We start from the raw sequence: 25,169 nt of genomic DNA, 5'->3' as shown, positions 1-25,169 counted from the left end.
CCTGATCCGCCTCCATATCAGATCCGGATGACCGGCGGGTTCGCCGTCCGTTCCCCGTGCGTTTGCCATCGCGACGGACGACGTTCCTCTCCCGCCGGTTCACTCCAGAAGGCGCGTGTCGCGCCGTCGTTCCTCCCCGCGCGCACCATGCGGGGAGTCCTTCCCCCGTCGCCACCTCCTCGAAGGCCGCCTCCATGAATCGTCCCCGTTCCCGCATGCCGTGGTTCTCTCGTCTCGTCGCCGCCATCGGCGGCGGCGCGCTGATCGTCACCGGCGCCGTCGTCGCCCCTGCGGCGATGGCGGATGAGAGCTGGGACATCGACGGAGACGGCTCCGTCCGCTCGCCCTATCAGATCGGCTCCGCCGACGATCTGCGCGCGGTCGCCGAGGCGATCAACGACAACTCCGGCGTCTACGGCTCGTCGGTGTACCGGCTCACCGCCGACATCGATTTCGGGGGAGAGACCTTCGAGGGGATCGACGCCTTCCGCGGCGTGTTCGAGGGCGCCGGCCACACCATCAGCGACATCGTCTACGGCCCCAGCGCGAGCTCGAACCGGCTCGGCTTCTTTCGCGAGCTCAATGACGCGACCGTGCGCAATCTGACCGTCGACGGCGTCGAAGCCGACAACGGCACGCTCTCCGACTTCGTGTCGGGCATGGCCGTGGTCTCGAGGGACTCGACGATGACGGGCATCTCCGTGCTCGACGCGACGCTGACCGCGACCAACGCGGAGAAGGTCGCCGGCATCGTGGCCGAGCTGGACGGCGGCGCCGTCTCGAACAGCTGGGTCGATGCGGAGATCACCGCGAACAAGATGGCGGGCGGCATCGCGGCCTACTCGAAGAACGGCGTCACGATCAGCGACAGCCTGGTCGCCGCCGACCTCACCGTCGTCGAGGACGGCGGCGCCGAGGGCAGCCGAGGCATCGACGCCGGGATGATCGCCAACTACCCGGGCAGCCCGAGCGGCGGATCGGTCTTCTCCGGCAACGTCGTCCTCTCCGGGTCGATCGACTACCAGGGCAGGATCGACGGCTTCGCCGGCCGCGTCGTCGGCTACACCGGGTACGACGGGTGGACGGCGAGCGACAACCTCGCGAACTCCGCGATCGAGATCGGCGGCGCCCCGGTCGAAGGCCCCGGCACGAAGGGCCAGCACGGAGCGGACGCCACGGCGGAGCAGCTCGCCGACCCCGCGACGTACGAGGACCTGGGATGGGACCTCGCCGGCGCATGGTCGTGGGACGACGAGCTCGGCCACCCGGTGCCGGCCTTCGTCTACGCCCTCTACGGCGACGGCACCGCCGAACTTCCGTTCGAGATCGCCTCGGAGGACGACCTCGAGTTCCTCGCCGCGCGGCTCAACGCCGACGACGCGACCTACGCCGGCGACAAGCACTATCTGCTCAGCGCGGACCTCGACTTCTCCTCCCGGGGGCACTGGCCCGGAATCGACCGCTTCGAGGGCGTGTTCGACGGCGCCGGGCACCGCATCGCCGGTCTGGTCTACGGCCCCGGCGGCGAGGGAGCCTCGCTCGGGTTCATCCGCGAGCTCCACGAGGCGACCGTGCGCCACCTCGTGCTCGACGGCGTCACCGCCGACCAGGGCGAGGGGACGCAGTTCGTCGCGGGACTCGCGGTGAGCTCCGTCCGGTCGACGATCTCCGGGAACACGCTCGTCGACATCGACCTCGACGCGCCGAACGCCGAGAAGGCGGCCGGGCTGGTCGCCGAGATGGACGGCGGCGTGGTCTCCGGGAACTGGGTCCGGGTCGATGCCGTCGCCGATCGGATGCCGGGCGGTGCGGTGGCGTACTCGAAGAACGAGGCGGTGATCGCCGACAACCTCGTCGAGGCGCAGCTGACCGTGCAGCGCCCCGGCGGCGCCGACGGCGAGCGCGGCACCGACGCCGCCTTCGTCGTCGCCTACCCGGGCAACCCGAGCACCCGGTCGGCCTTCACAGGCAATGTGGCCTACGACGGCTCGATCTCGTACGACGGCAGGATCGACGGCTTCACCGGCCGCATCGTCGGCTACACCGGATACGACGGCTGGACCGCCTCCGACAACCTCGCCAACGCGGCCATCTCGGTCGGAGGCGACGTCGTCGCGGGCGCCGGCACGAAGAACCAGCACGGCGCCGACCGCAGCGCCGAGCAGCTCGCGCAGCGGGCCACCTACGAGGCCAACGGATGGGACTTCGCCGAGGACTGGCGCTGGGATGACGAGCTCGGCCACCCGGTGCCGAAGTACGTGATGCCCGGGGAGATCCCGAACCGCGTCACCACCACCTTCTACGGCGACGCGTCCACGGGGCGCGCGTTCACCTGGTACTCGACCGTCTCCAGCGACACCGCCGTGGTGCGCGTCAGCACCGACCGGGAGTTCCCCGAGGGGGCGTCGACGTTCGAGATCGAGGCGGTGCGGGAGAGCAGCGAGTCCGGTGAGACGTTCTACCGCGCCGTCGCCGAGGATCTCCAGCCCGGCACCCGCTACCACTATCGTCTCGGCGATCCCGAGAACGAGGTCTGGAGCACCGCAGGGACGTTCCAGACGGCGCAGGGCACCGGCGACTTCAGCTTCGTCGCCCTCACCGACACGCAGTCCCAGAACCTCGCCGAGGCCGAGCTCTCGGCGGCGACCATGGCGAAGTCGCTGGCCGCCGTGCCGGCCGCGGAGTTCATGGTGCACAGCGGCGACCTGGTCGAGTCGGGCGCGCGGGAACAGGACTGGAGCGACCTGCTCGACTCGGCGCGGCAGACGCTGATGAGCACCACGCTCGCACCGGCGTCGGGCAACCACGACGAGGCGTACTCGGTGTTCCGGAACCACTTCACGCTCGAGCAGCCGAACGACCAGGACACCGACCGCGGCATCTACTACTCGTTCGACTACAACGACGCCCACTTCATGGTGCTGAACACCAACGAGGACTGCTGCACCAACCAGGAGGGCACCCAGGCGATCACCGACGCGCAGGCGGAATGGCTGCGCCAGGACGCGCTCGCCGCTCGTGAGGCCGGCGCGAGCTGGCTGATCCTCTCGATGCACAAGGGCCCGTACACCACCGCGAACCATCTCGACGACCACGATGTGGTGGCGATGCGCGAGGTGCTCATGCCGATCATCGACGAGGTCGGGATCGATCTCGTGCTCCAGGGGCACGACCACGTGATGAGCAGGACGAAGGTGCTCGCTCACGACCCCGACGGCGTCCAGCAGGCGCGGGCGGTGGAGACCACCGTGTACACCGAGATGATCAACGGCAAGCGGATCGAGTACACCGTCGACCCCGAGGGGACGATCTTCCTCCTGCCGAACACCGCCGGAGCGAAGCGCTACGACCAGAAGACCAGCGCCCGCGGATTCGACCTGGAGGAGTACCTGCAGCTGTTCGACCGCACGGGCGCGCAGGAGACGCAGAACTTCGCGTCCATCGAGGTCACGGACGATCAGCTCACGGTCGGGATGTACGACATCCGCAACGAGAGCAGCCCGCGGCTGTTCGAGAGCTTCGGCATCGATCGCTCACTCGCGCCGGTGGAGGCGGGGATCTCGGCTCTCCCTGGGGTCGACGAGCTCACCGTCGGCGACGCAGACGCCGTGCGGAGCGCCCGCGCCGCGGTCGACGCCCTCCGCCCCGGCCAGCGTGACGCTCTCGAGGGACTCCCCGCGCTGGAGGCCGCGGAGAGCCGCCTGCGCGAGCTGACCGGCCTCGTCTCGACTGACGGCAGCGTCGTCGCCTGGGCGAAGGCCGACGCCGAGCAGCGTCAGACTGTCACGGTGCGCAACGACACCCGCTCGTCCTTCCAGGACGTGCCCGTCCAGCTGAGGATCGACGACACCCCCGACGTCGACCCGGCGACGCTCGCCGTCTTCTCCGAGAGCGGCGTGCCGCTGCCCTACGAGATCGAGACGTGGAACGTCGGCGGCACCTCCGCGGTCTGGGTCAGGGCCGCCCAGCTGCCGGCCGAGGAGGCCGCCGTGCTGTGGACCTACTTCGGCGGCGGCAAGACCGCGAACGATCCGGCACGGGTCTGGGAAGGCGACTACGCGCTCGTCGAGCACTTCGGCGACGATCGCACCGCGGGAAGCGACGAGGTCGACTCCACCGGAACGGCGACCGGCACGCTCGTCGGCGCCGACCTCGAGACCGCGGTCTCGGACCGCGGCACCGGTCAGGCGCGCTTCGAGGGCTCCCGTCTTCAGTACCCGGGGGACATCGGCGGCGACGCCGACCGGATCAGCATCAGCGGGGTCTACTCGCTGACGGCAGACGACATCGAGGCGCTCTCGGACGACGCCCCCATCATCGCGAAGGAGAGCGCGACGGGCGACGGACGCACGTCGTTCTGGCAGGGCGTCGTCGCGAACGACTCCCGTGTGGGCACGCGCCTCGCCGGGAACAGCTTCGAGTTCGGCGACGTCGACATCAGCGGCCGCTACGACATCCCGCTGGACGGCGAGCCGCACCTCGTGACGCAGGTGTACGACGGCATGACGTACTCCGTGTTCATCGACGGCGAGGAGGTGCACAGCGAGATGGTCGAGTACCGCACCACCTTCGGCGACCACGGCGTGCGCACCACGATCGGCGACGACGACACCGGCGACGGCGAGCTGTCCTCTCCCTTCCACGGCGTGATCGACGAGGTCCAGATCGCCGGGGTCGCGTTCACGCCCGACTTCGAAGCGTTCCGCCACGCGAACTATCTGGGCGACGCGGTGTCGTCCGGCGAGCGCACCTCGCGCGCCGACGAGCCCGTCACCCTCGTCGTGGGCACCCCGACGACGGGGACCGAGGTCGAGGCGGGCCTGGTCGAGTTCGCCGGCAGCGTCAGCGAGCGCGCCACGCTCACCGGGCGGGTCGCCGGGACCGAGGTGTTCTCGGAGACCGTCGACGCCGGCGTGTTCCGCGAGCAGATCCCCGTGGACATCACGGGCGAGCACGACGTCGAGCTGCGCGCCACGACGGACAGCGGCAGCTCCGACACCGTGCGGGTCGGCCTGACCATCGAGGACACCACCGCCCCGGCGAAGCCCGAGGTGTCGGACACCTCCGCCGAGGCCACCCCGAGCGCGACGGAGATCGACCTCACCGCCACGCCGCGCACGGAGAGCCGGGAACAGGTGGAGGCGACCTTCTACGCCGACGAGCTCGTCGCGCTCGACGCGGAGAACACGGTCGTGCGCTCGGGATCCACCGCGGATCGCACGCCGGCGGCGCTGACCCCGTCGTCCGGCACGGTCTCCGGCGAGACGCTGCCGACGACGGTGGGGACCGACGCCAACCCGTACCAGATCTACGAGGTGAGCCTCACCGAGCAGCAGGCCGCGGAGGAGAGCTTCCACCTCGTCTGGAACGGCACCGGCGACGATCGCCGCGTCTCGGCGTACGTCTACGACCACACCATCGAGGAGTGGAAGCTCAAGGCGACCGACGCGGATCGCGACGGAGGCAGCATCGAGCTCGATGTCGAGGCGCGCTCCGACGAGGGCGCCGTCTCCGGCGACCGCACCCTGCATCTGCTCGTCTGGCGCGGTCTGACCGCCGAGCCGTTCGGAGCCGATCACGACTACGAGCAGGAGCCCGACGTCGCCGACTACGACTGGGCGCTCGACCACATCCCCGACACGCAGCTGTACACGCAGGCGACCCCGCAGATGTTCGCCGACCAGATGAGCTACGTCGCAGGGCGCGCGGAGGAGCGCAAGACCTCGATGGTCCTGCACGCGGGAGACCTCGTGAACCGCGAGTACCTGTCGCAGGAGTACCAGTGGCACAACGCCGAGCGGGGGATGTCGCAGCTGGACGAGGCCGGGGTCCCGTACATGGTGTCGTGGGGCAACCACGACTACTCCGACGGGCGCAACAACCGCGTGATGCTCCCGAAGCACTACCCGATGGAGCGCTTCGCCTCCAGCCTGGAGGGCTCGCCGTGGACCTTCGGCGGCAGCCACGACATCGACAACTACTACTACACCGGTGAGATCGGCGGAGCGGACATCCTGCTCCTGACGCTCGGCTTCTTCTCGTCCGACAACGCCGACCGCGACGGCCTGTCGTGGGCTCGCGAGGTCATCGAGCAGCACCCGGACCACGCGGTGATCATCGCCGCGCACCAGTCCGTGGACACCGGCGCGAACCGCTGGGCGAACGACAACGTCACCAGCCAGCTGGTCGACCCGTTCCCGAACGTGAAGCTCGTGCTCGGCGGTCACATCACCGGCACGGGCGTGGCCTCGCGCACAGCCGCCGACGACGCGCAGGTGTTCGGCATCCTGACCGACTATCAGGGGCGCGTCTACGGAGGCCAGCAGTTCTTCCGGTCGCTGAACGTCGACGCCGAGAACGGGCTGCTGTACGCCAACACCTACTCGCCGTATCTCGACACGCGCACGTCCGATGGGCCGTGGCATCAGGAGATCTCCGAGTCCGACATCGCCGGATTCCACGGAGCCGACAGCGAGAACTTCGTCCTCGAGCTCGACTTCGGCGGGACCACCGAGCGCACCCTCGCCACGGAGTCGCTGACCCTCGCGGTCGGCGAGCCCGCTCAGATCGGACCGGCGCAGACCGTGATCGGCGACGAGCCGGCGAGCGTCCAGCTGCTCGGCGTCCACCCGAACGCGGACTACGAGTGGTACGCCGAGCTGCGCGACGGCGCCGGGCACGTGACCCGCAGCACCGTGAGCACCTTCGCCGTCACCGGGGCCGAGGCGCCGAGCGCCCCGCAGGGCGTGATGGCCGAAGCCCGCGGCAGCGGGGTGACGGTGGTGTGGGACGCTCCGGAGTCGGACGGCGGCGCGCCCGTGGAGGCGTACGAGGTGCGGCTCAGCGACGGCACCACGCTCACGGTCGACTCCGGCGTGCGTCAGGCGACGTTCGCCGACCTCGCACCGGGCACGTACTCGGCGACGGTGCTCGCCCGTAACGTCGCCGGGTGGTCGGCGGAGTCGGATGCGTCCAACGAGGTCGAGGTCGTCTCCGGAACCGACGACGACGAGGAAGCAGAAGCCCGCCTCTCGGTCTCGGGCGAGCTGGTTCCCGGCGGCGAGATCACGATCCGGGGGACCGGTTTCCTCCCGGGAGGGGCCTACGAGCTCGGGCTGCGCCCCGGCGGGATCGACCTCGGGCCCGTCACCGCCGATGACGAGGGCAGTTTCGCCGTCACCGCGTCGATCCCGGAGTCGGCCGCCCCCGGCGCGTACACCCTCGCGGCGAGCCGGGACGGGGCGGACGTCGCCACCCTCGCCCTGCAGATCGCCTCCGGCGCGGACGACGACTCGACCGGACCCGGCGACGGTGGCTCCGGCGACGACTCGACCGGCCCCGGCGGCGACGGTTCCGGCGGCGCATCAGATGACGGCGGCGCCGGCGAGGACGGCTCCGGCGACAACGGGCTGAGCGGTCGTCTGCTCCAGACGGGAACGGATCCCGGTCTGATCATCTCCGGCATCGTTCTGGCAGGCGTCCTCCTGCTGGCCGGGCTGGGAGCGGTGCGCCTGGTGCGTCGCCGTCGGCACGCGGAGGTCTGAGCCGGGCTTCTGGCACAGCGGAAGGGGGCAGAGCGCGATCCGCGCTCTCGCCCCCTTTCGTCGCGTTCGGCGCGCGGAATAGCTTCGGAGAACGGGGTGTTGCACAATATAGATTCACGCGAATATAAAATGAACGGAGACCTCCGATGAGCGACGCCCCTGCCTGGCCGGGAATGCAGTTCGGCCTCTTCAGCGTGAGCGACATCACGCGCGACCCGGTGACGGGGATCACGCCGAGCGAGCCCGAGAGGATCCGCGACGTCGTCGCCATCGCGCGGCACGCGGAGGAGGCGGGCCTCGACGTCTTCGCCCTCGGCGAGCATCACAACCCGCCGTTCTTCTCCTCGTCCCCCACCACGACCCTCGCGTACATCGCCGCCCAGACCGAGCGGCTGATCCTCTCGACCGCGACGACGCTCATCACCACGAACGATCCGGTGAAGATCGCCGAGGACTACGCGATGCTGCAGATCCTCGCGGGCGGGCGCCTCGACCTCGTGATGGGGCGCGGCAACACGGGGCCCGTGTACCCCTGGTTCGGCAAGGACATCCGGGAGGGGCTTCCCCTCGCCGTCGAGAACTACGCCCTCCTGCGCCGGCTCTGGGACGAGGACGTCGTCGACTGGGAGGGGCGCTTCCGCACCGCGCTCAGCGGGTTCACCTCGACCCCCCGGCCCCTCGACGGCGTGGCGCCCTTCGTCTGGCACGGATCGATCCGCACGCCGGAGATCGCCGAGCAGGCGGCCTACTACGGAGACGGGTTCTTCGCGAACAACATCTTCTGGCCGGCGCAGCACTATCAGCGCCTCATCGGGCTGTACCGCCAGCGCTGGGAGCACTACGGGCACGGATCCCCGGAGACGGCGATCGTCGGCCTCGGCGGCCAGGTGTTCATGGCGAAGCGCTCGCAGGACGCCGTGGACCGCTTCCGGCCGTACTTCGACAGCGCGCCCGTCTACGGGAACGGGCCCTCGATGGAGGACTTCACGCAGATGACGCCCCTGACCGTCGGATCCCCGCAGCAGGTGATCGACCGCTACGCCTCGATGCGCGACCTGTTCGGCGACTACCAGCGGCAGCTGTTCCTCATCGACCACGCGGGCATGCCCCTGAAGATGGTGCTCGAGCAGATCGACCTCCTCGGCGAGGAGGTCGTCCCGGTGCTGCGCCGCGAGCTGCGTCGCGACCGGCCCGAGGCCGTCCCCGACGCCCCGACCCATGCGGCGCGCGTGCGCGAGGCGTACGGCGACGGGGCCCCGCGCGAGGCGCGCCCGCGCGCGAACCGCGGCGACAACGTGACGGGCGGCTCCCCCTACGAGGACGTCGTCCCGGAGCGGGGCGGCGCGGCCTTCGGGACGGCGGCGGAGCGATGAGCGCCGAGCGGGCGATCGCGGTCGTCTCGGCGGGGCTCTCGGATCCGTCGTCCACCCGGATGCTCGCCGACCGGCTCGCGCAGGCGACGGCTCGGGGGCTGGGGGCGCAGGGCGTCGAGGCGGAGGTGCGCCGCATCGAGCTGCGCGGCCTCGCGCACGACGTGACGAACGCGATGCTCACCGGATTCGCTCCGGCGCCGCTCGCCGAGGCGCACGAGCGGGTGGCGACGGCCGACGCGCTCATCGCGGTCTCCCCGGTGTTCTCGGCCGGCGTCTCGGGGCTCTTCAAGAGCTGGGTCGACGTGCTCGACCGCGACGCGCTCGCCGGCATGCCCGTGCTGCTCGCGGCGACGGGCGGCACGGCGCGCCACTCCCTCGTGATCGAGCACGGCATGCGGCCCCTGTTCGCGCACCTGCGCGCCGACCCCGTCCCGACCGGGGTGTTCGCGGCGAGCGCCGACTGGGGCGACGGCGCCGATCGCGTCGCTCCGCTGCAGGGGCGCATCGATCGCGCCGCCGCGGAGCTCGTCGCGCGCCTCGCGGGTTCGCCCGCGCGACGCGCCGCGGCGGATCCGCTGGATCCGGAGGCCTACCTCGGCGCGGGACGGTCGTTCGCCGATCTCCTGGGGGATCTCCCGGCGCGGGGATGACCCGCCGGTTTGACAGGTGAGGCTTACCTAAAGTTAGGCTGTCCTTCGGTCCCGGGACCCCCGGGCGCACAGCATCATGCGAAGGAAGTCTCATGGCCACACTCTCCGCGACTCTGCGGCGCACCGCCGCCGCCCTCGTCGTCGTCACCGCGGGCGTCTCGCTCGCCGCCTGCTCGAGCGACCAGGCCGAGGAGCCGGACGCGTCCGGCGACGCGCCGCAGGAGGAGTCGTCGGGGGAGTGGCCCCGCACCTTCGAGAACGCCGACGGCACCCAGACGGAGATCCCGGCCCAGCCGGAGAACATCCTGTCGACCTCGGTGACCGCGACGGGCACCCTTCTCGCGATCGACGCCCCGGTGACGCACTCCGGCGCCGACGGCAACGGCGACTTCTTCGCCCAGTGGGCGAACATCGCCGAGGAGCGCGGCGTCGAGTCCGTGTGGTCCGCGGGAACGATCGACCTCGAGGCCGCGCTCGTCGCCGAGCCCGACCTGATCGTCGTGGCCGCGACCGGAGCCGACTCGGTGGCCGACCAGGTCGCCGACCTCCAGGACATCGCACCGGTCGTCGTCGTCGACTACGGCGAGCAGACGTGGCAGGATCTCGCCGTCGAGCTCGGCGAGGCGACGGGGCTCGAGGTCGAGGCCGCGGCCGCCGTGGAGGAGTTCGACGCGCTGGTCGACGAGACCGCCGCCGCCATCACCGTCCCCGAGGGCGAGGCGAACATCGTCTCCTACAACGGCGCCGGGCAGAACAGCCCCATCGGCCGCGCCGGCGGCGCGCAGGGCGAGCTGCTGACGTCCCTGGGCTTCACCGTCGAGGAGCCGGACGCCGCGTGGCACACGCAGCCCCAGGAGCGCGCCGACTTCGTGTTCTCCGAGTACGAGCACCTCACCGAGCTCACGGCGGAGACGACCTTCATCCTGTCCGCCGACGACGCGGCCGCCGAGGAGGGCTTCGCCTCCGACCCCGTCCTCGCGAACGTGCCGTCCGTCAAGGCGGGGCAGGTGTACGGCCTCGGCCTCAACTCGTTCCGCATGGACCTCTACAGCGCGACCGAGGTCGTCGAGCACATCGCCGACATCTTCGGCTGAGCCGGACGCGTGCCCACGGCAGTCGCGCCGCGTGCGACCGGAGCGCCCGACGACGCGTCGGGCGCTCCGGCGCGCGGTCGCGTCTCGGCGCGGGTCGCCGGGATCGTCGCGCTCGTGCTCGCGATCGTCGCGGTGTCGTTCGTGAGCGTCGGCGTCGGGCCCGTCGCGATCCCGCCCGGCGAGACGCTGCGGTCGTTCGTCGCCTTCGACCCCGACGACGCGCAGCACCTGCTCGCGCAGCTCCAGCGCACGCCGCGCACGATCCTCGGCCTCCTCGTGGGGGTGTGCCTCGGCCTCGCGGGGGCGGTCATGCAGGCGCTCACCCGCAACCCGCTCGCCGAGCCCGGCATCCTCGGCGTCAACGGCGGCGCCGCCTTCGCGATCGCCACGGGCATCGCCGTCGGCCTGACGAGCGTCTGGCACTACACGTGGCTCGGCCTGGTCGGAGCGGCCGTCGCGGGAGCGGTCGTGTACCTGCTCGGCGGCGCGCGCACGGGCACCAACCCGGTGCGCCTCGTGCTCGCGGGCGCCGCCTCGTCCGCCGTGCTCATGGCGGCGACGCAGCTCGTGCTGGTCAACGCCTCGCCCGACGTCTTCAACCGGTTCCGGTTCTGGATGGTCGGCTCCCTCTCGGGGCGCGGGTACGACGTCCTCGCCGCGGTCTCGGTCCTCGCGGTCGTCGGCATCGTCGGCGCCGTCCTCCTCGCCCGCGCGCTCGACGCCGCCGTGCTCGGAGAGGACACGGCGCGCGCCCTCGGCGCGAATCCCGCGGTCGTCTGGTCGGTCGCGGGCGTCGTCGTCATCGTGCTCGCGGGCGCCGCGACGGCCGCCGCGGGCCCCGTCGTGTTCCTCGGCCTCGCCGCCCCGCACCTCGCTCGCCTCCTCGTCGGTGCGAGCCACCGCTGGGTGCTGCCCTACTCGGCGCTCATCGGCGCCCTCCTCGTCGTCGGCGCCGACGCGCTCGGGCGCATCGTCGTGCCGGGGCGCGAGGTGAGCGTCGGCATCATGATCGCCATCCTCGGCGGTCCCCTGTTCGTCTGGCTCGTCCGCCGGAAGAGGATCGCGACGCTGTGACCGCTCATCTCGCCCCGCCCTCCGGCCGCCTGCTCCGCGTCGGACGCCTCTCGATCGTCCTGCACCCCCGGGTGGCCCTGACGACCGCGATCGTCGCGCTCGCGGCGCTCGCCGCCGGGGTCGTCGCCCTCACCGTCGGCACCGCCTCCCTCACCATCGGGGAGGCGATCGGCGCGCTCGCCGGCTCCGGCGAGCCGATGCACGTCAAGGTCGTCCAGGGCATCCGGCTGCCGCGTGTCGTCACGGCGCTGCTCGCCGGCGTGGCCCTCGGCGCGTCCGGAGCGGTGTTCCAGTCGGTGTCGCGCAACGCCCTCGGCAGCCCGGAGATCATCGGGTTCACGACGGGCGCGGCCACCGGCGCGATCGTGCAGATCGTCGTCTTCCAGGCGGGCAGCGTGCAGGTCGCGATCGGCGCCTTCGTCGGCGGCATCGTCACGGCCCTCGTCGTCTACCTGCTCGCCGTGCGCGGCGGCGTCACGGGCGGGTACCGGCTGATCCTCGTCGGCATCGGCGCGGGCGCCGTGCTGCAGGCCGTCAACGGGCTGCTGCTCGTCATGGGCGACCTCGACCAGGCCGTGCAGGCGAACCTCTGGCTCTCCGGATCGCTCGACGCGCGCGGGTGGGAGCACGCGATCCCCGTCGGGGTGGCGTGCGTCGTCGTGCTCCCCGTGATCGCGCTCCTCGGCCGCCGCGCGACGCTCGCCGAGATGGGGGACGATCTCGCGGCCCAGCTCGGCGTGCGCGTCGAGCGGGTGCGCGTCGTCCTCATCTTCTGCGGCGTGCTGCTCGCGGCCGCGGCGACCGCCGCGTGCGGCCCCATCGCGTTCGTCGCGCTCGCGGCCCCGCAGCTCGTGCAGCGCCTGTCGCGCGGCAGCGGCGTGCCGATCGTCGGCGCGGCGGCGATGGGGGCCTGCCTCCTCGTCGTCTCCGACCTCGCCGCGCAGATCCTGCCGATCGACGCCGTCGTGCCCATCGGCCGCGTCACGGGCATCATCGGCGGCCTCTATCTCATCTGGCTCCTCACACGCAAGGGAACGGTGCGCGTATGACCACGGCGCTCGAGGCTCAGGGCCTCACGCTCGCCTACGACGGCCGCGTCATCTCGACCGGGCTCGATCTCGAGATCCCGCACGGGCGGATCACGGCGATCGTCGGACCGAACGGCTGCGGGAAGTCGACCGCCCTGCGGGCGCTCTCCCGGCTGCTCTCGCCGCGGGAGGGGCGCGTGCTCCTGGAGGGGGAGGACATCCGGCGGCTCGGCGGCAAGGAGCTCGCCCGGCGGCTCGCGCTGCTGCCCCAGACCTCCCAGGCTCCTGGCGGGATCACGGTGGCCGATCTCGTGGCCCGCGGGCGCTTCCCGCATCAGCATCTCCTCCAGCAGTGGTCGGCGGACGACGCGCGGGCGACCTCGCGCGCCATGGCCGCGACGAACGTCTCCGAGCTCGGGTCGCGAGGCGTCGACGAGCTGTCTGGCGGCCAGCGCCAGCGGGTGTGGATCGCGATGCTGCTCGCGCAGGACGCCCCCGTGATGCTCCTCGACGAGCCCACCACGTACCTCGACATCGCGCACCAGCTCGAGGTGCTCGAGCTGGTGCGCGCCCTCAATCGCGACGACGGACGGACGATCGTGCTCGTGCTGCACGACCTCGCGCAGGCCGCGCGCTACGCGGATCACCTCGTCGTCATGAGCGACGGCCGGGTCGCGGCGACGGGGGAGCCCGCGGCGGTGCTGACGGAGGAGCTCGTCGCCGACGTCTTCGGCCTCGAGGCGCGCATCGTCCCCGACCCCGTGTTCGGCATGCCCCTCGTGATCCCCATCGCGAGCAGAGCCGGCGCCGATGGCGGCTGAGCCGACGGAGCGGGCGGTCGTCGGCCTCTCGCTCTCGCCGACATGGCTGCGGGGAGCGGCCTGGCGCAGGGGCGACAGCGATGTCGAGGCCGTGCTCTCGGGCGACGCCCTCATCGCGGCGGCGCAGGCGGCGGAGGCCGCGGGCGCCGCCTTCGTCTTCCGCCCCGACCACCTCGCGCTCGACCCCTCCGTCCTCCGCGAGTGGCCCGGCGCGACGGGCCTCGACCCGATCGTGCTCATGACGGCGATCGCCAGGGAGACCGATCGCATCGGCCTCGTGCCCACGTACTCGACGAGGTTCGCGCCGCCCTACCTCGTCGCGCGGGAGCTCCAGTCGCTCGACCGGATCTCGCGGGGTCGCGCCGGGTGGAATGCCGTGACCTCGCGCGCGGGAGCCGGGAACTTCTCCGACGCCGCGGCGCCTGCGGACGACGGATACCGCGATGCGCGCGACATGATCGCGGTCGTCCGGCGCCTGCAGGCGAGCTACCCGGCTTCGGCGCTCCGCATCGACCGGGAGGGCGGGGTGTTCGCCGACCCGGAGAGCACCGTCCGGATCGAGCCGGCGGGGCGGTTCGACGTGTCCGGGCCGCTCACCGTCCCCGCATGGCGAGACGATCCGATGCCGCTTCTGCACGCGGGCGGGTCTCCCGCGTCGAGGGAGCTGGCGGCGGCCGACGCCGACGCGATCTTCGCCATGACGGCCGACGTCGATGCGGGGGCGGCGCTGCGGGAGGATCTCGCCGAGAGGACCGCGGCGTGGGGACGCGAGCCGGGAGCGGTGCGCGTGCTCCCCGGTCTCGTGCTCTGCCTCGCCGAGAGCCGCATCGACGCCGAGGAGCTCTACGCGCAGGCGCGCGCATCGACCGGCGGCGGGGCCGCGCACGCGACGGTCGTCGGCACCCCGCAGGACGCCGTCGACGAGATCATCCGTCGTCTCGACGCCGGCGCGGCCGACGGCGTCATCGCCCTGCCGTACGGGCACAGGGGATCCATCGACCTCCTCGCCGAGCGGGTGATCCCGACGCTCGCGGCCCGCGGACGGCTCGTGCCGCCGACGGACGACCTGCGCGCGGCGATGCGGGGCGGGGCCGCCGCTCCGTAGCCGGCGCGTGAACGCCGGGAGGCGGGGGATGAACCTCCGGGGAACCCTCCCGGATCCCCCTGCGCGCGCGGGCGAGCCGGAGGGATCCTGGTCGCATGCGCGTCGCGATCGTGGCCGAGTCCTTCCTTCCGCACATGAACGGGGTCACGAACTCCGTCCTGCAGGTCGTGCGCCATCTCGAGCGGCAGGGTCACGAGGTGCGGATCATCGCGCCGCGCGCACCGGGGCGGACGGACGACCTCGTCGCCGTGGACGCCGCCGCGCGGACGACGTGGCTGCGCTCCCTGCCCCTGCCGAGCTACCCGGACGTGCGGGTGGGGCTCGCGCCCGTCGCTCGGCTCAAGCGGCTGCTGCAGGAGATCCGCGCCGACGTCGTGCACCTCGCCTCGCCCGCCGTGCTCGGCTGGCAGGCGGTCGTCGCGGCCGAGGCGCTGGGGATCCCCACCGTCGCCGTCTACCAGACAGACATCGTGGCCTACACCGCGCGATACGGCGTGCCGGGCGTCGCCTCGCTCGCGGAGGGCCACGTCGCCCGCCTGCATCGGCGCGCCACGCTGTCGCTGGTCCCCTCGAGCGCCGCGGAGGCGCAGCTCGACGCGCTGGGCGTCGACCGCCTGTGGCGGTGGGGGCGGGGCGTCGACGCGATCCGCTTCGCTCCCGAGCGCCGCAGCGAGGCGTGGCGGCGGAGTATCGCGCCGGGGGAGCGGATCATCGGCTACGTCGGACGCCTCGCTCCGGAGAAGCAGGTCGAGGACCTCCGGGCGCTGGCCGGGATCGACGGGGCCCGGCTCGTGATCGTCGGCGACGGCCCGGAGCGGCCGCGACTCGAGCGGGAGCTCCCCGACGCCGTCTTCACGGGCTTCCTCGGCGGCGACGAGCTCGCCCGCGCGGTCGCGAGCTTCGACGTGTTCGTGCATCCGGGGGAGTCGGAGACCTTCTGCCAGACCGTGCAGGAGGCGCTCTCCTGCGGCGTGCCGGTCGTCGCGACGGGGGCAGGCGGGCCGATCGACCTCGTGCGCTCGTCGATCGACGGCTGGCTGTACGCGCCCGGCGATCTCGCCGACATGCGCTCCCGGGTCGAGGATCTCCTCGGCGACGAGGCCAAGCGGCGCTCGTTCGGCGCCGCCGCCCGCGAGAGCGTCTCCCGGCGCACCTGGGCGGCGCTCACCGATCAGCTGGTCGGCCACTACGACGAGGCGATCCGGCTGCGGCGCTTCGACGAGAGCCTCGTGGTCCGCGGCGCGACGCGGCCCGTCGTCCCCCGCCCCGCCCCGAGCGCGCGTCGCTGGCGCCGCTTCGTCGCCCTCGGCGACTCCCTCACCGAAGGGCTCAACGACTCGTCGCGCATGGCGGACGGGCAGTTCCGCGGCTGGGCCGATCGCCTCGCCACGCTCCTCGCGCAGTCCGACGCCTCCGACTTCCGCTACGCCAATCTCGCGGTGCGCAGCCGGCGCGTGCGCGACCTCGAGCGCGAGCAGGTGCCGGACGCGCTCGCCCTGCGGCCCGATCTCGTCTCGATCCTCATGGGGTCCAACGACCTCGTCGGCAACCTGGCGGATCCCGTCCGCACGGCGCGGGACCTCGAGCGGAGCGTGCGGCGCGTGCGCGCGACGGGCGCCGACGTGCTCCTCGTGACGCCCTTCCTGCCGCGCCTGCGCCTCGCCCGCCCCCTGGCCAGGCGCCTCGCGATCTACGCGCACGAGATGCGCCGGATCGCGCGGGAGACCGGGAGCATCCTGCTCGACGTCGAGGCGCTGCCCGAGCTGGGAGGCGCCGAGATGTTCTCCGCCGACGGCGTGCACCTGCACTCCCGGGGCCACCGCCTGCTCTCGTACCGCGCCGCGGAGGTGCTGGGCATCCCCGATGCGGAGGCGCTCGGCGGCCTCGACGACGCCCTGCACACGGGCGACGAGCCGGAGGGCGGGCCGTGGATCACCGAGCACGCCCTCCCGTGGGTCTGGCGCCGCATGCGCGGGCGCACCGCGGGCGACGGCATCGCGGCGAAGCACGACGACTGGGTGGTGATCCCCGGCAGGGGCGGCGACCGGCGCCGGGCCGAGGACCCGAGCGGCGTCTGAGAACCGCGCCCGCTCGGGGCGCGTCGCTGATAGGCTGGAGCGCGGATCCGCCTCACGCGGCGGATCCGCAACTCAACACACTCGCGGAGCAGGCTCGCAGGAGCTGGTCCCTAGAAGTGATCTCCCGGGCGGGCGTCCGGTGGCTCTCTCCTGGTGGCCAGCACGACACTCCTCGCTCCTGCTCCTCTCGTACGCCCGCGTCCCGCGCGGGCTCGAACGAAGGAGAGGCCTCTTGGAAGGTCCTGAAATCACCGCAGCCGAAGCCGTTCTCGACAACGGCCGCTTCGGCACCCGCACGATCCGCTTCGAGACCGGTCGCCTCGCGCAGCAGGCGCAGGGCGCGGTCGCCGCGTACCTCGACGAGGAGACGATGCTCCTCTCGGCGACGAGCGCCGGCAAGCACCCCCGCGAGGGCTTCGACTTCTTCCCGCTGACGGTCGACGTCGAGGAGCGCTCGTACGCGGCGGGCAAGATCCCCGGCTCGTTCTTCCGCCGCGAGGGCCGCCCGTCGACCGAGGCGATCCTCGTCTGCCGCCTCATCGACCGCCCCCTGCGCCCGTCGTTCGTCGACGGCCTGCGCAACGAGGTGCAGATCGTCGTCACGGTGCTCTCGATCGCGCCCGGCGAGTTCTACGACGCGCTCGCGATCAACGCCGCGTCGGCGTCGACCCAGATCTCGGGTCTGCCCTTCTCCGGTCCGATCGCCGGCGTCCGCCTGGCGCTCATCCCCGGCATGGGCCAGAACGACGACCAGTGGGTCGCGTTCCCCAACGCCGAGCAGATCGGCGAGGCCGTCTTCGACCTCACGGTCGCGGGCCGCGTGCTCGAGAACGGCGACGTCGCGATCATGATGGTCGAGGCCGAGGCGACCGAGGGCAGCTGGAACCTCATCCGCGGCGGCGCGACGAAGCCGAACGAGGAGATCGTCGCCGGCGGCCTCGAGGCCGCGAAGCCCTTCATCAAGCAGCTCGTCGAGGCGCAGGCCGAGATGGCGAAGGCCTCGACGCGGGCTCCGCTCGAGTTCCCCGTCTTCCCGCCGTACGCCGACGAGACCTTCTCGGTCGTCCGCGACAGCGCCCTCGAGGAGCTCCGCGGCATCTACCAGATCGCCGACAAGCAGGAGCGCCAGAGCGCCGACGACGCCCTCAAGGCCCGCGTCAAGGACGAGGTCGCCGCGAAGGTCGAGGCGGGCGAGCTGCCCGAGTCGTCGCTCGGCGAGGTCTCCGGCGCCTACAAGGCGGTGACCAAGGAGGTCGTCCGCGGCCGCATCCTCACGGAGGGCGCGCGCATCGACGGCCGCGGCCTCGCCGACATCCGCCCGCTCGACGCCGAGGTGCAGGTCATCCCGCGCGTGCACGGATCCGCGATCTTCCAGCGCGGCGAGACGCAGATCATGGGCGTCACGACGCTCAACATGCTCAAGATGGAGCAGCAGATCGACTCGCTGTCGCCCACGACGAGCAAGCGGTACATGCACCACTACAACTTCCCGCCCTACTCGACGGGCGAGACGGGCCGCGTCGGCAGCCCGAAGCGCCGCGAGATCGGCCACGGCTTCCTGGCCGAGCGCGCGCTCGTGCCGGTGCTGCCGAGCCGCGAGGAGTTCCCCTACGCGATCCGCCAGGTCTCCGAGGCGCTCGGGTCGAACGGATCGACCTCGATGGGCTCGGTGTGCGCGTCGACGCTGTCGCTCCTGAACGCCGGCGTGCCGCTGCGCGCCCCCGTCGCGGGCATCGCGATGGGCCTCGTGTCCGAGGACGTCGACGGCGAGACCCGCTACGCGGCCCTCACCGACATCCTCGGCGCCGAGGACGCGCTCGGCGACATGGACTTCAAGGTCGCAGGCACGAGCGAGTTCGTCACGGCCCTGCAGCTCGACACGAAGCTCGACGGCATCCCCTCCGAGGTGCTCGCCGCCGCGCTCACGCAGGCCAAGGACGCGCGCCTGCGCATCCTCGAGGTGCTGAACGCCGCGATCGACGCGCCCGACGAGATGGCGCCCACCGCGCCGCGCGTCATCAGCGTGCAGATCCCCGTCGACAAGATCGGCGAGCTGATCGGCCCGAAGGGCAAGACGATCAACGGCATCCAGGACGAGACCGGCGCCACGATCTCGATCGAGGACGACGGCACGGTGTACATCGGCGCGACCGACGGCCCCGCGGCCGACGCGGCGCGCGCGCAGGTCAACGCGATCGCCAACCCGACCAACCCCGAGGTCGGCGAGCAGTACCTGGGCACGGCGGTCAACATCGCCAAGTTCGGCGTGTTCGTCTCGCTGCTGCCCGGCAAGGACGGACTGCTGCACGTCACCGAGCTCCGCAAGCTCAACGGCGGAAAGCGCGTAGAGAGCATCGAGGACGTCGTCTCGGTCGGCCAGAAGCTGCTCGTGCGGATCTCGAAGGTCGACGACCGCGGCAAGCTGTCGCTCGAGCTCGTCCAGGAGGACGAGGCATCGGCCGAGGAGGCCGTCGTCGAGGGCTGACCCGCTCCCGCGTGCGAGGGGCCCGGAGGATCCGCTGGATCCTCCGGGCCCCTCGCCGTGATCGTGACCGGATCGTGAGGTCGGCATCCGCGTCGCGGGCGGAGGCGGGGCCACAATGGGCGGCGGGGGAGAGATGGAATCCGACATGCAGACCGCGGACGCCCCGCCGGCGCCCGCCCGCGCCGAGGAGCGCGCGCCCGAACGGCAGGGCGGCCCTTCCGTCGTCCCGGCCGCGGGTCGCGAGGAGCCGCGGGTGACGCTCGGGCGCACGGGGAGGAGCGTCTTCCCCGTGATGCTGACGGGCACCGATTTCGGGCCCGGCCTCGGTGCGCGCGCCGCGCACGAGGTGCTCGACCGCTACGTCGAGCTCGGGGGCAACGCGCTCGTCGCGACGGGACTCGAGGAGGCGGGCGTCATCGGCGCCTGGATGCGCTCGCGCCGGCTGCGCGACGACCTGGTGCTCTCGGCGCGGGTCTCGGCGCCGGACGACGACGCGCCGGGAACGATCGACCGCGCGGTGAAGCGCGCGCTCGGGGTGCTGGGCGCCGACCGCATCGACGTGCTCTTCCTCGCCCCGCGCGCGGACCGCGGGCTCGAGCCCGCGCTCGCCGAGGCCGAGCCCCTCCTCGCGTCGGGCCTGGTCGGCGCGCTGGGCCTGCGCGGCGTCCCCGCGGTCCGGCTCATCGAGGCCAGGGTGCTCGCGTCCGCCGGGTATCCGCGCGTCGACGTGGTCGACGCGCCGTACAGCCTCGTCGAGCGCGATCCCTTCGAGAGCAGCGGCCTCGCGACGATCGCGGCGCTGCAGGATCTCGCGATCTCCTCCTCCCGGCCGCTGGGGCACGGCTTCCTCACCGGCCCGCACCGCACGCGCCCCCACCGTGCTCGGCACGGTCGCGCCGCGCAGGTGGCTCGCCTGTTCACCCGGCGCGGGCGGCGCATCCTCCGCCAGCTCGAGCAGGTGTCGCTCGAGACCGGCCTGCCGCAGGCCGCCGTGGCGCTCGCGTGGGTGCGGGCGCAGCGCGGGGTCGCCGCGCCGATGGTCGCGGCGGCGACGCCGCCGCAGGTCGACGAGATCGTCCGCGGCGCGACGGCATCGCTCTCTCCCCGGCATCTCGACGACCTCGGACGGTAGACTGCAGGGGCGACGGCGCCTCATCCGCGACCTCGCGCCCCGACGGACCGCGACGAATCGAACGGCTGTGACGCACTACATCTACCTCGTCCGCCACGGCGAGCACCAGGACGCCGAGCACGGACTCGAAGACGGCCCGCTCTCCGCCCGGGGCATCCGCCAGGCCGGCCACCTCGCCGACCGCCTCTCGGGCGTCCCGCTCGACGCCGTGTGGCACTCGCCCCTCGTCCGCGCGGCCGAGACCGCGCGGATCCTCTCGGAGCGGATGCCCGCCATCGACCCCCAGCCGCACGCGCTGCTGTTCGACTGCGTCCCGATGGGCATGACCGAGGAGACGCCCGCGGTCTTCGAGCCGTTCTTCGGCGGCATCAGCGACGCGGAGATCGAGGCGGGGTCGGCGCAGATGGCCGACGCGGTCTCCGAGTTCCTCGTGCGCAAGCAGGGCGACGTGCACGAGCTGCTCATCACCCACAACTTCGTGATCGCCTGGTTCGTGCGCGAGGTCCTCGGCGCGGCCGAGTGGCGGTGGATGACGCTCAACCAGGCGAACTGCGGGCTGACGGTGCTCGCCCAGAAGCCGGGGCGGCCCTGGACCCTCGTCAGCCACAACGACGTCGCGCATCTGCCGTTCGAGCTGCGCACGGGGCTCCCCGAGATCCCGCCCGTGTGACGGCCGTCCGCCTCGCGGATCCTAGGATGGATCCATGACGAACGTGGCGCTGGTCGGCGGAACGGGAAAGCTCGGACGCATCATCCGCGGGGTGATCGACGAGGCCGACGGCTTCGAGACGACCGCGGTGCTCACCTCCCGCAGCTCCCTGGACGAGATCGCGGGAGCCGACCTCGTCGTCGACGCCTCCCACCCTGCCGTGAGCGGCGACGTCGTGCGCGCCGCGATCGACCGGGGCATGCCCGCGCTCGTCGGCACGAGCGGCTGGTCCGAGGAGCGCATCGCCGAGATCCGCCCCGCCGTCGAGGCGGCGGGGACGGGGGTCGTCATCATCCCCAACTTCTCCCTCGGGTCCGTCGTCGCGACCGCCCTGGCCGCCGCGGCCGCCCCGCTGTTCCCGTTCGCGGAGATCGTCGAGGCCCATCGCGACACGAAGGTCGACTCCCCGAGCGGCACGGCGGTGCGCACCGCCGAGCTGATCGCCGCGGCGCGGGACGAACCCGTCAGCGCGCCGCACGCCGATCAGCGCGCGCGCGGCGAGCAGGTCGCGCAGGTGCCCGTGCACTCGCTCCGCCGGCCGGGCGTCATCGCCCAGCAGCAGACGATCCTCTCGGGGCCGGGCGAGACCATCGTCATCCAGCACGACACGTCCGACCCGGCGGCGGCCTACGCGCCGGGCATCCTGGTCGCGCTCGACGCGGCTCTCCGGGCGGAGGGCGTCGTCGTGGGGCTCGAGCGGTTCGTCGACCTGCGGCTCGGCGCCTGATGGGCGCACGCATCGGCGTGGCCCTCATGGCCGTGCTCCTCGCGCTCTACATCTGGCTCGCGGGCGGTCGGGCGGTCGCGCTGCTCACGGCGGGGATCGACCTCGGCCAGCCGATTCCGGTCGTCATGGGCGTCGCGATGCTGGTCCTCCCCGCGATCGGCGTGTGGGCGCTCGGCCGCGAGCTGTGGTTCGGATGGCGGGCCGACCGCCTCGCGAAGCGCCTCGGGGAGGAGGGACTCCTCCCGTCGGAGGACGTGCGGCTCACGCCGTCGGGGCGCGTCGCGCGCGCCGACGCCGACGCCCTGTTCCCCTCCTACCGCGAGGCCGTCGAGACGGAGCCCGACGACTGGCGGGCCTGGTTCCGCCTCAGCGTCGTCTACGACGCGGCGGGCGATCGGCGCCGCGCGCGCGAGGCGGCTCGCACGGCGATCCGCCTCGAGAAGACGGCGGGCTGAGACGGCGAGAGGGGCGGATCCGGCATCGGATCCGCCCCTCTCGCATCTCGCGGCTCAGCCGAGCGTCGCCTCGAGGGTGATCTCGACGCCGGCGAGCGCCTGGGAGATCGGGCAGCCGGTCTTCGCGCCCTCGGCGAGCTCCGCGAACTGCTCGTCGCCGAGGCCGGGCACGACAGCCGACACGTTGAGGTGGCTGCCGGTCACGCCGGTGCCGGGCACGAACGTGACGGAGGCGGTCGTGCGGATCGACTCGGCGGGCGTTCCCGCCTGGGCGAGCGCGTTCGAGAGCGCCATCGAGAAGCACGACGAGTGGGCCGCGGCGATGAGCTCCTCGGGGGTCGTCGTCGACTCCCCGCCCTCGCTGCGCGACTTCCAGTCGACGGGGAAGGTCCCGATGCCCGATGCGGGGGCGACGGAGCCGGAACCCTCGACGAGCGATCCCTGCCAGGTGGTCGTTGCTTCGCTGGTGACGGACATATGAGACTCCTCGCGGGTCGGGGAAGCGGTTTCGCGCTCAGCCTATCCGTCGGCGCGGAGAGGGGGAACCGTTCGCAGGAAGCGCATACGCTGGAGACATGACGGACGCGATCCCGACCCCCTACGAGGACCTCCTGCGCGACGTGCTCGCGAACGGCGCGCGCAAGTCCGATCGCACGGGCACGGGCACGTCGAGCGTCTTCGGACGGCAGCTGCGCTACGACCTGTCCGAGGGCTTCCCGCTCATCACCACCAAGCGGGTGCACTTCCGCTCGATCGCCCTCGAGCTGCTGTGGTTCCTCCGCGGCGACTCGAACGTCCGCTGGCTGCAGGAGCGGGGCGTGACGATCTGGGACGAGTGGGCCGACGAGAACGGCGACCTCGGCCCGGTCTACGGCGTGCAGTGGCGCTCCTGGCCGACGCCGGACGGCGGCCACATCGATCAGATCGCCGAGGTCATGCGCCAGATCCGGGAGACCCCCGACTCCCGCCGCATGATCGTGACAGCGTGGAACCCCGCCGAGGTGCCCGACATGGCGCTGCCGCCCTGCCACGCGATGTTCCAGTTCTACGTCGCCGACGGGAGGCTCAGCTGCCAGCTCTACCAGCGCAGCGCCGACCTGTTCCTCGGCGTCCCGTTCAACATCGCGAGCTACGCGATGCTGACGATGATGATGGCACAGCAGGCGGGCCTCGAGCCGGGCGAGTTCGTGTGGACGGGCGGCGACTGCCACATCTACGACAACCACCGCGACCAGGTCGCCGAGCAGCTCTCGCGGGATCCGTACCCGTATCCGGAGCTGCGGATCCGGCGCGCCGAGAGCATCTTCGACTACGTCTACGAGGACTTCGAGGTCGTCGGGTATCAGCACCACCCCGCCATCCGCGGGGCCGTCGCGGTCTGAGGGAGCGAGAGCATGGTCATCCGATCGATCTGGGCGCAGTCGCGCACCCGAGCCATCGGCGCCGACGGCGCGATGCTGTGGCACGTGCCGGAGGACACCGCGTTCTTCAAGCGAGCGACCGACGGTCAGCCCGTCGTGATGGGGCGGCGCACGTGGGAGTCGTTCCCCGACCGCTTCCGCCCCCTGCCCGGCCGCTCGAACATCGTGGTGACGCGGCAGGAGGGCTACGAGGCGCCGGGCGCGGAGGTCGTCTCGTCGCTCGAGGAGGGCGTGCGCCGCGCGCAGGAGATCGACGACGAGGTGTGGATCATCGGCGGCGGCGAGATCTACGCGCAGGCGATGGGCATCGTCGACGAGCTGTGGGTCACGGAGATCGACTCGGACGTCGACGGCGACGCCCACGCGCCCGCCTTCGGCGACGAATGGGAGCGGGCGCGGGCGCTCCCCGAGCGGACGGGGGAGTGGCTCACGAGCGCCTCCGGCACGCGCTACCGTTTCCTCGCTTTCGTCCGCAAGGGATAACCTGGAGGGCATGACCGCCTCAGCCAACCCGTTCGGACAGGTACTCGTCGCGCTCGTCACCCCGATGACGGCCGACGGCGAGGTCGACTGGGACGCGACGGAGAAGCACATCGACTCGGTCATCGCGTCCGGCGCGGACGGGATCGTGGTCACGGGCACGACGGGCGAGACCTCGACGCTCACCGACGCCGAGAAGCTCCGCCTCGTCGAGGTGGGCAAGAGCGTCTCCGACGGCCGCGCCAAGATCATCACGGGCGGCGGATCGAACGAGACCGCCCACGCCATCGACCTCTACCAGAAGAGCGAGAAGGCGGGCGCCGACGGCATCATGATCGTCACGCCGTACTACAACAAGCCCACCCAGGCGGGCATCCTCACCCACTTCCGGCTCATCGCCGACTCGACCGATCTGCCGGTCATCCTCTACGACATCCCGGGGCGCACGGGCGTCCCGATCCGCTACGAGACGATCCTGCGCCTCGCGAAGCACCCCAACATCCTCGCGGTCAAGGACGCGAAGGGCGACCTCAGCGAGGTCAGCCGCGTGCTCAACCAGACCGACCTGCTGTACTTCTCGGGCGACGACGCGAACGTCCTGCCCGAGCTGGCCATCGGCGCCTCGGGCCTCATCGGCGTCACGGCGAACATCGCCGCCGGCCCCTACCGAACCATCGTCGACGCGGTCAACCGCGGCGACCTCGCAACCGCCACCGAGCAGCACAGGAAGCTCGAGCCCCTGGTGCGCGCGCTCATGACGCACGTGCCGGGAACGGTCTCCACCAAGTACGTCCTCCACGGCCTCGGCCGCATCTCCAGCCCGCGCGTGCGCCTGCCGCTCGTGGGGCCGGAGGAGTGGGAGGCCGCGATCATCGAAGACGAGCTGGCGCTCGTCTCGGACGTCGACGGTGTGGACTTCTCGAACTTCCGCCCCGACCGCAATGCGGCCGCGGGCGGCGCGCTGCCGAAGGTGCCTGGCACCACTCGGTGACG

The 25,169-nt window shown here is 72.3% G+C and carries 18 protein-coding genes; 17 read left to right on the top strand and 1 reads right to left on the bottom strand.

The features are described from left to right. Positions 1 to 215 precede the first annotated feature (215 nt). The 14 genes from NHL53_RS07785 to NHL53_RS07720 all read left to right on the top strand — a co-directional run bounded on the left by NHL53_RS07785 (position 216) and on the right by NHL53_RS07720 (position 22,275). Positions 216 to 7,544: a metallophosphoesterase gene (locus NHL53_RS07785; protein ID WP_433776288.1), complete on the top strand. Its 7,329-nt coding sequence runs from the start codon at positions 216 to 218 to the stop codon at positions 7,542 to 7,544. Between the two features lie 173 nt (positions 7,545 to 7,717). Then, positions 7,718 to 8,917 carry an LLM class flavin-dependent oxidoreductase gene (locus NHL53_RS07780; RefSeq protein ID WP_433776320.1) on the top strand — a complete coding sequence of 400 codons (1,200 nt, stop codon included), beginning with the start codon at positions 7,718 to 7,720 and terminating at the stop codon, positions 8,915 to 8,917. Continuing rightward, positions 8,914 to 9,567 (top strand): CE1759 family FMN reductase, encoded by a 654-nt coding sequence (locus tag NHL53_RS07775; protein ID WP_433776287.1) that lies wholly within the window; start codon positions 8,914 to 8,916, stop codon positions 9,565 to 9,567. The genes NHL53_RS07780 and NHL53_RS07775 overlap by 4 nt, the downstream gene beginning before the upstream one ends. Positions 9,568 to 9,659: 92 nt before the next feature. Further along, positions 9,660 to 10,661 carry a Fe2+-enterobactin ABC transporter substrate-binding protein gene (gene fepB, locus NHL53_RS07770; protein ID WP_433776286.1) on the top strand — a complete coding sequence of 334 codons (1,002 nt, stop codon included), beginning with the start codon at positions 9,660 to 9,662 and terminating at the stop codon, positions 10,659 to 10,661. Positions 10,662 to 10,670: 9 nt separating this feature from the next. Further along, positions 10,671 to 11,735 (top strand): FecCD family ABC transporter permease, encoded by a 1,065-nt coding sequence (locus tag NHL53_RS07765; RefSeq protein WP_433776285.1) that lies wholly within the window; start codon positions 10,671 to 10,673, stop codon positions 11,733 to 11,735. Continuing rightward, positions 11,732 to 12,784: a FecCD family ABC transporter permease gene (locus NHL53_RS07760; RefSeq protein WP_433776284.1), complete on the top strand. Its 1,053-nt coding sequence runs from the start codon at positions 11,732 to 11,734 to the stop codon at positions 12,782 to 12,784. Before NHL53_RS07765 ends, NHL53_RS07760 begins: the two co-directional genes overlap by 4 nt. Further along, positions 12,781 to 13,584, top strand: a complete 804-nt coding sequence (locus tag NHL53_RS07755) for an ABC transporter ATP-binding protein (RefSeq protein ID WP_433776283.1) — start codon at positions 12,781 to 12,783, stop codon at positions 13,582 to 13,584. Before NHL53_RS07760 ends, NHL53_RS07755 begins: the two co-directional genes overlap by 4 nt. Continuing rightward, on the top strand, positions 13,574 to 14,689 hold the full coding sequence (locus NHL53_RS07750; protein ID WP_433776282.1) for an LLM class flavin-dependent oxidoreductase: 1,116 nt from the start codon (positions 13,574 to 13,576) through the stop codon (positions 14,687 to 14,689). The genes NHL53_RS07755 and NHL53_RS07750 overlap by 11 nt, the downstream gene beginning before the upstream one ends. 95 nt (positions 14,690 to 14,784) lie before the next feature. Next, on the top strand, positions 14,785 to 16,767 hold the full coding sequence (locus tag NHL53_RS07745; RefSeq protein WP_433776281.1) for a GDSL-type esterase/lipase family protein: 1,983 nt from the start codon (positions 14,785 to 14,787) through the stop codon (positions 16,765 to 16,767). A gap of 232 nt (positions 16,768 to 16,999) precedes the next feature. Beyond that, the gene (locus tag NHL53_RS07740; RefSeq protein WP_433776280.1) at positions 17,000 to 19,252 is read left to right on the top strand and encodes a polyribonucleotide nucleotidyltransferase; all 2,253 of its coding nucleotides are present in this window, start codon (positions 17,000 to 17,002) and stop codon (positions 19,250 to 19,252) included. A gap of 145 nt (positions 19,253 to 19,397) precedes the next feature. Continuing rightward, positions 19,398 to 20,384 (top strand): aldo/keto reductase, encoded by a 987-nt coding sequence (locus NHL53_RS07735; RefSeq protein ID WP_433776279.1) that lies wholly within the window; start codon positions 19,398 to 19,400, stop codon positions 20,382 to 20,384. A gap of 67 nt (positions 20,385 to 20,451) precedes the next feature. Beyond that, on the top strand, positions 20,452 to 21,054 hold the full coding sequence (locus tag NHL53_RS07730; RefSeq protein WP_433776278.1) for a histidine phosphatase family protein: 603 nt from the start codon (positions 20,452 to 20,454) through the stop codon (positions 21,052 to 21,054). A gap of 34 nt (positions 21,055 to 21,088) precedes the next feature. Continuing rightward, a complete protein-coding gene (gene dapB, locus NHL53_RS07725; protein WP_433776277.1) occupies positions 21,089 to 21,820 on the top strand; it encodes a 4-hydroxy-tetrahydrodipicolinate reductase in 732 nt (243 codons plus the stop codon). After that, positions 21,820 to 22,275 carry a hypothetical protein gene (locus NHL53_RS07720; protein ID WP_433776276.1) on the top strand — a complete coding sequence of 152 codons (456 nt, stop codon included), beginning with the start codon at positions 21,820 to 21,822 and terminating at the stop codon, positions 22,273 to 22,275. Before dapB ends, NHL53_RS07720 begins: the two co-directional genes overlap by 1 nt. A gap of 54 nt (positions 22,276 to 22,329) precedes the next feature. Here the strand turns inward: NHL53_RS07720 and NHL53_RS07715 are convergent, their stop codons facing one another. Further along, positions 22,330 to 22,752, bottom strand: a complete 423-nt coding sequence (locus NHL53_RS07715) for an OsmC family peroxiredoxin (protein ID WP_433776275.1) — start codon at positions 22,750 to 22,752, stop codon at positions 22,330 to 22,332. A 98-nt stretch (positions 22,753 to 22,850) separates the two neighbouring features. On the opposite strand from NHL53_RS07715, the gene NHL53_RS07710 reads away from it, so the two are divergent. From NHL53_RS07710 to dapA, 3 genes are read left to right on the top strand one after another with little or no spacing between them, the layout of a single operon-like run. Continuing rightward, positions 22,851 to 23,657: a thymidylate synthase gene (locus NHL53_RS07710; RefSeq protein WP_433776274.1), complete on the top strand. Its 807-nt coding sequence runs from the start codon at positions 22,851 to 22,853 to the stop codon at positions 23,655 to 23,657. 12 nt (positions 23,658 to 23,669) lie between these two features. Next, positions 23,670 to 24,179, top strand: coding sequence for a dihydrofolate reductase (locus NHL53_RS07705; RefSeq protein WP_433776273.1), 510 nt, complete (start codon positions 23,670 to 23,672; stop codon positions 24,177 to 24,179). A gap of 10 nt (positions 24,180 to 24,189) precedes the next feature. After that, positions 24,190 to 25,167 carry a 4-hydroxy-tetrahydrodipicolinate synthase gene (gene dapA / locus NHL53_RS07700; protein ID WP_433776272.1) on the top strand — a complete coding sequence of 326 codons (978 nt, stop codon included), beginning with the start codon at positions 24,190 to 24,192 and terminating at the stop codon, positions 25,165 to 25,167. Positions 25,168 to 25,169: the final 2 nt, after the last annotated feature.

The sequence above is a fragment of the Microbacterium sp. gxy059 genome (assembly GCF_050958665.1).
Lineage (GTDB): Bacteria > Actinomycetota > Actinomycetes > Actinomycetales > Microbacteriaceae > Microbacterium.
Note: the sequence above shows the minus strand (reverse complement) of the source record. Positions and strands in the feature narration are given on the sequence as shown.